Genomic DNA, 11427 nt, shown 5'->3' on the forward strand with positions numbered 1-11427 from the left:
CCTTGCCGTCGCGATGCATCTTGAAATCTTTAGGGTATATATGCTCCAACCTAAGCCTATAAAATAGGTGAAATATATTTGTGACCTGGTTGTGCCTGATCTTATCAGTAACACTCCTGTACACTATATTCATTATGTTATCCTTCAGGCTAAGGCATTATTTTTACAAAGTCAACGGCACAACAACATACCCAACTTACCCAAGGTATTTATGATAAGTATCACATTTTTACCAAAATTATATTTAATGACTTGCAAGTATCACAAGGAATAACTAGCTTTTAACCAACTGATATAGGCTTGTTACCGACTTAGTTGCGACTGACGTCGGGCAAAACCTAATCCATCACGTCACGATCCCCTTATTCCAGGGCGATTATAGATGATGGGTTAGGTTTTTTTTTGCCTTAAATTCGGTCTTTCGCTGTTTTCAGCGTATTAAATGAAGGGGAAGTCTAATGAGATACGAAAGTCTGGCAGAGAAAATAGTCAGCGCAATAGGTGGGAAAGAGAATATATCTAGCCTGGTCCATTGCGCTACTCGTTTACGATTTAAACTTAAAGATAGCAGTCTGGCCAATAGCGAATTACTCAAACAGACTAAGGGAATTATTACCGTAGTAGAGAGTGGTGGGCAATATCAGGTCGTCATCGGTAGTCACGTAGTGGATATTTACGACGATATTAATAGATACTTACAAGATAATACAAAAAAAACCGAAGTTAAACAAAGTGTAACGTCACCGCAAGGGATAAAACAAGATAATGCAAAAGGTTTAAAACGTATTCTTGATGTCACCATTGATATCATTTCCAGTATTTTTACACCGCTATTAGGTGTATTGGTCGCCGCCGGATTAATTAAAGGTATTCTCGCTTTATCCGACGTGTTCAATTGGATGAGCATAGACAGCGGGACCTATAAAATTTTATACGCTACCGGCGATGCCATGCTCTATTTCATGCCTATTTTATTAGGATATACCGCAGGTAAACGGTTCGGAGGCAACCCTTTTATTACTATGGTGATCGGGGCCGCCTTAACCTATCCCACCATGACCGAGGCATTTAAACTTTCGCAAACGACTCCTGCTGTTCACCTCAATTTCCTTGGCATTCCTATCTCTTTCATTAATTATAGCTCAACCGTTATTCCCATTATCTTATCAGCATGGTTTAGCTGCTTGCTGGAAAAGAAGTTTAATAGCTGGTTTCATTCCTCCGTCAAACTGTTTGCCACACCTTTCCTGTGCCTGTTAATTACCGTTCCTTTAACTTTTCTAGTTATTGGCCCTGTAGCAACAGAGCTTAGTAATGGCCTGGCTGCCGGATATCTCTTCTTCTATCAATTAAACCCGGTCATTGCTGGACTTTTGATGGGTGCATTGTGGCAGGTTTGTGTCATTTTCGGTCTGCATTGGGGACTTATCCCAATAATGATCAATAACATGATGACCCAGAAAAAAGATATGCTCTCCCCACTGCTCCAGCCAGCAATATTTGGTCAAGCAGGTGCAACTCTGGGGGTATTTTTACGTACACGTGATAAGAATATGAAAACATTATCAGGTACTGCACTGATATCAAGTCTCTTTGGCATCACTGAACCTGCTATTTACGGTGTGACATTACCACTAAAACGCCCATTTATTATCGGTTGTATTGGTGGGGCGCTTGGCGGAGCAATTGTCGGCTTCTATTCAGGAACAGCATATAACGTTGGCGGCATGGGTATCTTTGCATTCACCTCATTTATTTCTCCCACCGGCATAGATAGTGCTTTCTGGAGTGTCATATTAGGTTCGTTAGGTTCATTTATCTTTTCTTGTATCGCAACTTATTTATTCGGTTTACCATCAGAAGTAAAAGTTTCACCAATAACATCCGGTACAAAAAATTAATTTAAACTCTGAGAGGAAGAATAATATTAAGAGGATATCTTCCAAGTTTAACGAGCAATTAACAAGAGGAAAATCATGAAAAAACAATTTCCAAATAACTTCCTTTGGGGAGGAGCGCTGGCGGCAAATCAGGTTGAAGGAGCCCATCAAATAGATGGAAAAGGGTTATCAACCTCAGATATGCAACCCCACGGCGTCATTGGTCACAGCATAGAACGCAATTTAGGTGATTTTCATATTAAGGATATTGGTATCGATTTTTATCATCGCTATCCTGAGGATATTGCGCTATTTGCTGAAATGGGATTTAAATGCCTGAGAACCTCCATCGCCTGGACACGTATATTCCCTGAGGGAGATGAAGAAATACCGAACGAAAATGGCCTGGCTTTTTATGATCGCCTGTTTGACGAAATGATAAAATATAATATTCAACCACTCATTACGCTTTCTCATTTTGAAATGCCTTACGGCTTAGTAAAAAAATATGGTGGTTGGGGAAATCGGAAAACAATTGCGTTTTTTGACCATTATGCCAGAACTGTTTTTGAACGTTACCAGCATAAAGTAAAATATTGGCTGACATTCAATGAAATTAATATGTCTTTATTCTCCTGTTTTACCAGTGCAGGATTACCAGAAAACAGTAAAATTCAAGATATTTATCAGGCACTACATTATCAATTAGTTGCCAGTGCCAACGCAGTTAAAGCCTGCCATGAAATTATTCCTGATGCAAAAATAGGTAATATGGTGGCAGCGGCCCCTTATTATCCATTAACTTGTCATCCCGATGATATATTAGAATCATTGAAAAAGAATCGTGAATGGCTATTCTTCTTTGATGTACAAGCTCGTGGATATTATCCATCTTATATGACCCGTCTATTTAAAGAAAAAAATATCACACTTGATATCACAGATGAAGATAAAATAGCACTCAAAGAAACGATTGATTTCCTCTCTTTCAGTTACTACATGAGTAGCTGCGCAACAACAAACCTTGAGATTATCAAGACGTCAGGGAATATCATTAATCCGGTGAAAAATCCTTATCTGTCCAGCTCAGAATGGGGATGGCAAATCGATCCTAAAGGCATTCGCTATCTTCTCAATATGCTATATGACCGTTACCAAAAACCCCTGTTTATTGTAGAAAACGGTTTGGGCGCCAGAGATGTTATTCAAGACGATGGCTCTATTATTGATGATTATCGTATTAAATATCTTAACGATCATTTATTTCAGATACGAGAAGCCATTGAAGATGGAGTTCAGTTATTAGGATATACCTCATGGGGGCCAATAGATTTGGTCAGCGCTTCTACCGCAGAAATGTCAAAACGGTATGGGTTTATTTATGTTGATCGTGATGACCAAGGCAATGGAACATTAGAACGGCGGCGTAAAAAAAGTTTTAATTGGTATAAAGCAGTGATCAGCAGTCACGGTAATACCCTTCAAGCCCCGGAGGTAGAAAATGAAAATAACCAATAAATTTCTTTTACTCACGATTCCACTTATTTTGCTTTATAACAATGTCACTGTAGCAGCGGAAAATAACTGCCACTCGTATGATACCCTTTTACCAAGAGGACCAGAAACACCTTCGGTTTCATCTGCATGCGATACGGTATTTCCTGAATGGGGCGGCCTTAGAAAAGAGATGGCAGATCGTGGCTTTTATGCAAATTTTCAATTACTTACTAATCTAACCTACGATATATCAAGAAGCTGGAAAAATACGCCTAATCCCAATTATATGGGACAGCGCTTAACTACCGGTAATATCGCCGCGACAGAACTCACTTATGATTTATCACGGATTGGTTTCACTGATAAAGCACAACTGCGTTTAGGTTTAACCTATGCTTATAATAACTTCAAAAATAATGGTCAAGATGGACATCCTTTTGTCTCAGCCTTTTCCATTAATCAACCCTTATTGAATGATCGAGTCATATTAAATTATGGCTATACGACACTACTCTCCCATTTTTATGGCTTATTTTTGGGTAGCAGTACAGCATCATCAGCGCTAGGGCCAACCAGTGTGATGTTGTCCCAAGCTGGACTAACCATTAGCAAACCAAGTCCATCGATAGATATTCGGTTTTTATCGGAAAATAAACGTTGGTATGACCACATTGGCGTTGCCAGAAGTCAAAGCTCAGAAGGTTTAAAAACCGATTCAAAATATAATACCTATGGTCTGCGCTGGAAACTTCCCAGTGCAGGAACCTTAGTCATCAACGAATTAGGTTATCGTGTTAATGCCAATGAAACGGAAAATATGATCTGGCTTCGGGGTGGATCGGTGTTCAATAAAACCCCTTATTTTAACTATAACAATTCAGAGTATGAAAATTACACTTACTCTCATTATATCGCCGCTACCCACCAAATAACCAAGCCGGATACGTCAATGCCTTTCCGTGGCTGGTATATTGACGGTAAAGCCAACTATGCGCCAAAGGATCGTAACCTGTTTAATGCCGACATTTCATTATCACTGTTCAGCATTGGTCCATTTGATTCGCGTCCAAACGATATGGTTACTTTTGGTCTGGCCTATAATAAGTTCAGCGACGATGCAAAAAATTATTTTGCTCGCAATGGTCAACTTGCTGAAAGTTATAGTGCAACCGCTTCTGTAGCGTATAGCTATCGTGTTTACAACGGCATCTATTGGACTAATAGCTTATCGTATACTCATCACCCATCAGTGACACCAAAAGAGGATGATGCCTATAATTTGCTCACACAAATTACGTTTAGTTTATAATTCTTAACCAAAACAAAAAGTCCTCATCTAAAACGAGGACTTTTTACCCATAATTCGAGCTTTATTTAACAATCCAGCTCTATTATGTGAAGATATTTACTTGGTCAAATCATCAAAAAATTTCTTTACGCCATCGAAGAAACTTTTAGAACGTGGGCTATTCGTTTCTTCGCCGGTCCCACCGAAAGATTCACCCAATTCGCGCAGTAATTCTTTCTGTCTTTCATTTAATTTAACCGGCGTTTCTACCACTACCCGGCACAATAAATCACCCTGAACACCACCGCGGACAGATTTAACACCTTTGCCTTTCATGCGGAACATTTTACCTGTCTGGGTTTCCGCAGGTATTTTCAGTTTCACACGGCCATCGAGAGTTGGAACTTCAATTTCTCCGCCCAGTGCCGCCATTGCAAAGTTAACCGGCACTTCACAATAGAGATTACTTTCTTGACGCTCAAAAATATGGTGTGATTTCACCTGTACCTGAACATACAAATCACCTGCGGGTGCGCCTTTAGCCCCCGCTTCACCCTCACCACTCAAACGAACACGGTCACCGGTATCCACACCCGCCGGGATTTTGACAGACAGGGTTTTGTATCTTTCAACTCGCCCATGACCATGACATTTATGGCAAGAATCTTTGATGATCTGACCACGGCCATGACAGTGTGGGCAAGGTTGCTGAACGGTGAAAAATCCCTGACGCATATGAACCTGACCAGCACCTTGACAGGTTGAACAGGTTACAGGGCTGGTTCCTGCTTTAGCGCCGCTACCATGACAGATATCACAAGTTTCCAGTGTCGGGATACGGATCTCTTTGGTCACACCACGAACCGCTTCTTCCAGCGTCAACTCCATGCTGTAACGCAAATCAGCACCGCGGCTTGGACGCTGTTGACGACGACCACCACCGAAAATATCACCGAAAACGTCACCAAAGATATCGCTAAAATCAGCTCCGCCGCCGCCCATGCCGCCTTGTTCAAAAGCAGCATGACCATATTGGTCATAAGCAGCCCGTTTCTGGTCATCCGTCAGAATTTCATAAGCTTCTTTAACTTCTTTGAATTGGCTTTCTGCCTCTTTATCGCCCTGATTACGATCAGGATGATATTTCATCGCCAGCCGCTTATAGGCTTTTTTAATCTCTTTTTCGTTCGCTGTTTTGGAAACCCCCAAAACCTCGTAATAATCTCTTTTCGCCATCTCTTATTTTACCCTTAACATACGCGCACGGGCGCAGAGTTCCCTCAACGCCCGTGCCGGTTAATCAGCAACAGTTGTCATCATCTAACTGTCACCGCGCCCGCTAAGGGCTATTATTTTTTATCTTTAACTTCTTCGAATTCAGCGTCTACAACGTCGTCATCTTTCTTCGCACTGTCACCAGCATCTGCGGTTGCACCAGCCTGAGCCTGCTGTTGAGCAATTTCCAACAGCTTAGCGGAAGCCTGAACCAAAGCCTGAATTTTCGCTTCAATATCCGCTTTATCTTCGCCTTTCGCTGCGGTTTCTAGCTGAGTGATAGCACTTTCAATCGCAGTTTTATCTTCCGCTGGCAGCTTGTCACCCGCTTCTTCTACTTGCTTACGGGTACCGTGAACCAGTTGATCTGCTTGGTTACGCGTTTGTACCAACTCTTCAAACTTACGATCAGATTCAGCGTTAGCTTCTGCATCACGAACCATCCGTTGAATTTCGTCCTCATTCAGACCGGAAGAGGCCTTGATAGTGATCTGCTGTTCGCGACCGGTGTTTTTGTCTTTAGCAGATACATGCAAAATACCGTCAGCATCAATATCAAAAGTCACTTCAATCTGAGGCATACCACGAGGTGCTGCTTGGATACCATCCAAATTGAACTGGCCCAGAGATTTGTTATCACCGGCACGTTTACGCTCACCCTGCAACACATGGATAGTTACCGCAGACTGATTGTCTTCCGCCGTAGAGAACACCTGACTGTGTTTGGTTGGGATCGTGGTGTTTTTCACAATGAGGGAAGTCATAACGCCACCCATTGTTTCGATACCCAGAGACAGTGGTGTAACATCCAGCAACAAGACATCTTTCACATCACCGGCCAGAACACCGCCCTGTACCGCAGCGCCCATTGCTACCGCTTCGTCAGGGTTCACATCTTTACGTGGCTCTTTACCGAAGAAGTCAGCAACCACTTTCTGTACCATTGGCATACGGGTCTGACCGCCCACCAAAATGACATCGTTCACATCAGAAACTGACAGGCCGGCATCTTGCAATGCGACTCGTACAGGCTCCATAGAACGTTTAACCAGTTCTTCTACCAATGATTCCAGTTTCGCACGGGTCACTTTGATGTTCATGTGCTTAGGACCAGTTGCATCTGCGGTGATATATGGCAGGTTAACATCGGTCTGTTGTGCAGAAGAGAGCTCAATTTTTGCTTTTTCCGCTGCTTCTTTCAGACGTTGCATTGCCAATGGGTCGTTACGCAGATCAATGCCCTGATCTTTCTTAAATTCGTCAACCAAGTAGTTGATCATACGGCTGTCGAAGTCTTCACCGCCCAAGTGAGTATCACCGTTGGTTGCCAGCACTTCATAGGTTTTTTCGCCATCAACTTCATCGATTTCGATAATAGAGATATCGAAAGTACCACCACCAAGGTCATAAACCGCGATAGTACGGTTACCTACTTCTCTGTCCAAGCCATAAGCCAGTGCAGCAGCGGTTGGTTCGTTGATAATACGTTTTACTTCCAGACCTGCGATACGGCCAGCATCTTTGGTTGCTTGACGCTGAGCATCGTTAAAATATGCAGGTACGGTGATTACCGCTTCAGTCACTGGCTCACCCAGATAATCTTCTGCCGTTTTCTTCATTTTCTTCAAAACTTCAGCAGAAACCTGAGGAGGAGCCATCTTCTGGTCTTTCACTTCCAGCCATGCGTCGCCATTATCTGCCGCAATAATTTTGTATGGCATGATAGCTACATCGCGTTGCGCTTCTTCGTCTTGGAAACGACGGCCAATCAGACGCTTAATAGCAAACAACGTATTTTGCGGGTTAGTAACAGCCTGACGTTTAGCCGGTTGACCAACCAGAGTCTCACCATCCTGGGTATAAGCAATGATGGAAGGGGTTGTGCGATCACCTTCGCTGTTTTCCAGCACACGAGCTGTCGTGCCATCCATAATAGCTACACAAGAGTTGGTAGTTCCCAGGTCGATACCAATAATTTTACCCATCTAAACGCCTCCAAAGAAATTCGTAATCAATCAAGTTGCTAACCAATATGAGGATAACTCTCTGCTTTTCAATGGCACCTATTTTTATGCCTCTACGCGATTCCTCACCCTTGCTTATAACACCGGCTGTATAGGACAGCGATTAGCAACTGCGGTTGATTATAAGATGGGGTCGTTAAAGCTATCATCAAGGGGGGATGCGAAAAAAAACCTTTTTATTATTTCAAAGATTATTGTTTCATTGCTGACAGATCATTATGATTCGCCACCTTTGCTATTTATACCCTATGGATTTCAAGATGCATCGCGACGGCAAGGGAGCGAATCCCCGGGAGCATAGAAAACTATGTGACCGGGGTGAGTGAGTGCAGCCAACAAAGAGGCAACTTGAAAGATGACGGGTATATGACTTTCTTTCAGAGGACTTATGAACGCGAATCAACTAGCTAACCCCGGCCCCTTAGGTTTAATGGGCTTCGGCATGACAACCATTCTTCTGAATCTGCATAACGCAGGTTTCTTTCCACTAGCATCCGTTATCCTGAGTATGGGCATTTTCTACGGCGGCCTGGCTCAAGTATTGGCAGGGATTTTTGAATATAAGAAAGGCAATACCTTTGCCGCAACGGCTTTCACCTCTTATGGGTTGTTTTGGCTCAGTCTGGTTGGGTTATTATTTCTGCCCAAAATGGGACTGGCAGAAGCCACCAGCAGCCAATATTTAGCGGTATATCTTGGCCTGTGGGGGGTATTTACTCTGTTTATGTTCTTTGGCACCTTCAAGGCTAACCGTGTACTACAGTTTATCTTTGGTGGCCTGACACTGTTGTTCGCTCTGTTAGCGATTGGCAACTTTACTGGCAATACCATTCTTCTGACGATTGCCGGCTATGAAGGGATAATTTGTGGTACCAGCGCATTTTATCTGGCAATGGCGGAAGTGCTGAATGAGCAGTATGGACGCACTATTCTGCCCATTGGCGAGATAAAACCGTAATAAACCGTGGGTTGGAAGAAGGCAAAAATTTTTCCCCTCTTCCAGTCCGTTATGAGCATATTGCTACCCTATTTTTCAATGTCTATACCCTATGGATTTCAAGATGGAGCGCGACGGCAAGGGAGTGAATCCCCGGGAGCATAGATAACTATGTGACCGGGGTGAGCGAGTGCCGCCAACAAAGAGGCAACTTGAAAGATGACGGGTATAATGCTCGTTGAAGTTGCTTGAAGTTTAATAAGCATTGTGGATTACCTCCTTACTAGACGACTTAACGACACCATTCTTCCACAGGCAAGTGCGGCATGAATTCATTGATCTTTATAAATAGTATTTTCAATGACTTTATTCTTCATAAATTTCACAAGAAGAACACCAGAAAGTAACGCGATAAATACAGAAAGTGTCATCAAATAATAAACAATATTCCCATTCCCTCCAAAGAAAAACAAGAGAATACCAACAATGGGAAGTACTGACTGACAAAGCAATACTATGATTGATGATGTACTAGCCAATATAGTCGTTGGGATAATTTCGATTCTTACTATTCTGTTTACATTACCAGTGATCACCTTACCAATAATAGTCAAGGCATAACATATAACGAATACCCAGATAGAATTAGGGTTTAAAATTAAAACAAACGATGGTATAGCAATAACAAACAATCCAAGAAATAGAAGGGAACTTCTTGAAATTCTTTTCAATGCCATTCCATAAATATATGTTCCCAGTACACCACAAATACCAGCCGCAACATCTATAAATCCGAAATATTTAACTGGCAGTTCCATATTCTTGTCTATAAGCGCTGCCCCTGATGACTCCACCAATCCATCGAATATATTGTTTCCAATAGCAAGTCCTATCACAACAAGAATAATGGGGGTAGACATAATAAAAGCTAATGAATGAAAGTGAGATTTTTTATCAACTGTATCAAAGTTATTTCTTGATATTTCATTCGCTTCTTTATTACCTAAATTAGCATTGGTGAAAATAAAATAACCAGCATTAAAGAAATAAAATAAGCAAGGTATCAAAAGGATATACTTATACCCCATATCTATAAATAACATTCCAACAATCGGGCCAATTATCATACCTAAGAAATCCATCCTAGCCATCAAATTGACATGATGTTCTTTATGTATGCTTAATATAGCAATTATTTTCTCATAGGAAATCATCGTCTGAGAGTTACCAATTGATATTAAACTCCCCACAATGCCAAATGCAATAGATATAATTAATGGATCATGAAAATTACAAATCACAAGAAATAAACACCCTGCAATCTTAACACAATCTGAAATTATGGATAGCGGCCTCACCCCTATATTATCTATAAATCTTCCAATTAAAGGAATAAGTAAGAGTCGTGGTAACCACCATATGGCATATGACAATCCAGAATATTCTATACTACCCGTTAGCATGTAAACCACAACTGGTGTTAGAAATACCATGAGTCCATCAGCAGTCAGAACTAAAAATAAAAAATAAAAAAACAGAGTGCTCATTTAAATTCCTTACAAGCTACTTTTTTCTTTTAAAATAACCTTGACATACTTTCCTGTATTTTCGTCATAGACTACAACAGATTTTGGCGTATTATGAGTCGGAGGTTCTTTTATAACTTCACGCTGTTTGGATACCATATCAGTATAAAAATCATCATCAGCTTCAATCTGATTCGTCTTATAACTCATATAATTTGTGTTTTCAATTGGCCAATCAATAATATCGTGACCAGGCAGATATTCCCGTTGGCTATCAAGATAAAGAACTGGACGGTTTACCGTAATAATATTCGCCATATTCGTAAGAGCGTGAGCAACACCACAAGGAATAATTAGCTCAAAATTCGGAGACGGATAAAATATTATTTCATCCTCGACAAAAATGGTATTTGAGCCTTCCCGCATATCAACCAGCTTCAACGTTATTTTCTGTGTAGAACTGCCAAGAAATATGAGGTGATCTTCTTGACCAAGATGTAAACCATATGAGTCGAAATCGTAGTGTTTTGTTCCATGTTCCACAAGATATAATGGTGATTTTCGCGTTAGAGGAACAATACAGCTTTCTTTGCCTGTCCTTATAGACGGCAGTTCTCTGAATAAGACACCATTAATCTTTGATGTAGGAAGCATAGGTTTGGTTTCATCATCAATCTTTTCTCGCAACCTTAAATTGACTACTTTTCCATCATCAAGGACAAACTTTCTCGTTTCCGCATGTTGATATTTATAGTTCTTCAAGTTCTCAGCCTGAACCTCACCTATCCGATGGTAAACCAGATCCGACGCTTCTTCAGTCATTGGTGCATAACCTACAATATCATCTGCCGAGATATCTTCAGGGGTAGATTCACATAATAAGTGCAACATCGTTAATCTGGAAGTAAACATGTTCGTATTCCCTTAAATAATTCATTCGGTGTTTTCCCACCCCGTGTCTTTCGGGGACGATGATTTAACCGGTTTACCACAAAATTTA

At 41.3% G+C, this 11427-nt stretch carries 9 protein-coding genes and 1 pseudogene; 4 read left to right on the forward strand and 6 right to left on the reverse strand.

What is annotated here, in order from left to right; all coding sequences use genetic code 11:
- Positions 1 to 458: 458 nt before the first annotated feature.
- The 3 genes from CKY02_RS08560 to CKY02_RS08570 all read left to right on the forward strand — a co-directional run bounded on the left by CKY02_RS08560 (position 459) and on the right by CKY02_RS08570 (position 4686).
- Positions 459 to 1901, forward strand: a complete 1443-nt coding sequence (locus CKY02_RS08560) for a PTS transporter subunit EIIC (RefSeq protein ID WP_112894964.1) — start codon at positions 459 to 461, stop codon at positions 1899 to 1901.
- Positions 1902 to 1976: 75 nt separating this feature from the next.
- Positions 1977 to 3398 carry a glycoside hydrolase family 1 protein gene (locus CKY02_RS08565; protein WP_112894965.1) on the forward strand — a complete coding sequence of 474 codons (1422 nt, stop codon included), beginning with the start codon at positions 1977 to 1979 and terminating at the stop codon, positions 3396 to 3398.
- Entirely contained in the window at positions 3382 to 4686 is a 1305-nt protein-coding gene (locus CKY02_RS08570) for a carbohydrate porin (protein WP_112894966.1), read from the forward strand. The genes CKY02_RS08565 and CKY02_RS08570 overlap by 17 nt, the downstream gene beginning before the upstream one ends.
- A 96-nt stretch (positions 4687 to 4782) precedes the next feature.
- Here the strand turns inward: CKY02_RS08570 and dnaJ are convergent, their stop codons facing one another.
- Together dnaJ and dnaK are read right to left on the reverse strand one after the other, a co-directional pair.
- Complete coding sequence (dnaJ, locus tag CKY02_RS08575; RefSeq protein ID WP_112894967.1) at positions 4783 to 5901, reverse strand: molecular chaperone DnaJ; 1119 nt, start codon at positions 5899 to 5901, stop codon at positions 4783 to 4785.
- A 113-nt stretch (positions 5902 to 6014) separates the two neighbouring features.
- The gene (dnaK, locus tag CKY02_RS08580) at positions 6015 to 7925 is read right to left on the reverse strand and encodes a molecular chaperone DnaK (protein ID WP_112894968.1); all 1911 of its coding nucleotides are present in this window, start codon (positions 7923 to 7925) and stop codon (positions 6015 to 6017) included.
- Positions 7926 to 8352: 427 nt separating this feature from the next.
- On the opposite strand from dnaK, the gene satP reads away from it, so the two are divergent.
- Positions 8353 to 8922 carry an acetate uptake transporter gene (gene satP / locus CKY02_RS08585; RefSeq protein WP_112894969.1) on the forward strand — a complete coding sequence of 190 codons (570 nt, stop codon included), beginning with the start codon at positions 8353 to 8355 and terminating at the stop codon, positions 8920 to 8922.
- A gap of 98 nt (positions 8923 to 9020) precedes the next feature.
- On the opposite strand, the gene CKY02_RS24470 is transcribed toward satP, so the two are convergent.
- From CKY02_RS24470 to CKY02_RS08600, 4 genes and pseudogenes are all read right to left on the reverse strand, one after another.
- The gene (locus tag CKY02_RS24470; protein WP_162120583.1) at positions 9021 to 9167 is read right to left on the reverse strand and encodes a hypothetical protein; all 147 of its coding nucleotides are present in this window, start codon (positions 9165 to 9167) and stop codon (positions 9021 to 9023) included.
- 66 nt (positions 9168 to 9233) lie between these two features.
- Positions 9234 to 10448: an MFS transporter gene (locus CKY02_RS08590; RefSeq protein WP_112894970.1), complete on the reverse strand. Its 1215-nt coding sequence runs from the start codon at positions 10446 to 10448 to the stop codon at positions 9234 to 9236.
- 9 nt (positions 10449 to 10457) lie between these two features.
- Positions 10458 to 11339 (reverse strand): hypothetical protein, encoded by an 882-nt coding sequence (locus tag CKY02_RS08595; RefSeq protein WP_146747413.1) that lies wholly within the window; start codon positions 11337 to 11339, stop codon positions 10458 to 10460.
- Positions 11321 to 11427 (reverse strand): annotated as a pseudogene (locus CKY02_RS08600) (IS30 family transposase); the annotation flags it as partial. The gene CKY02_RS08595 and the pseudogene CKY02_RS08600, both read right to left, overlap by 19 nt.

This window comes from Photorhabdus bodei (assembly GCF_003287735.1).
In the GTDB taxonomy this organism is placed as follows: domain Bacteria; phylum Pseudomonadota; class Gammaproteobacteria; order Enterobacterales; family Enterobacteriaceae; genus Photorhabdus; species Photorhabdus kayaii.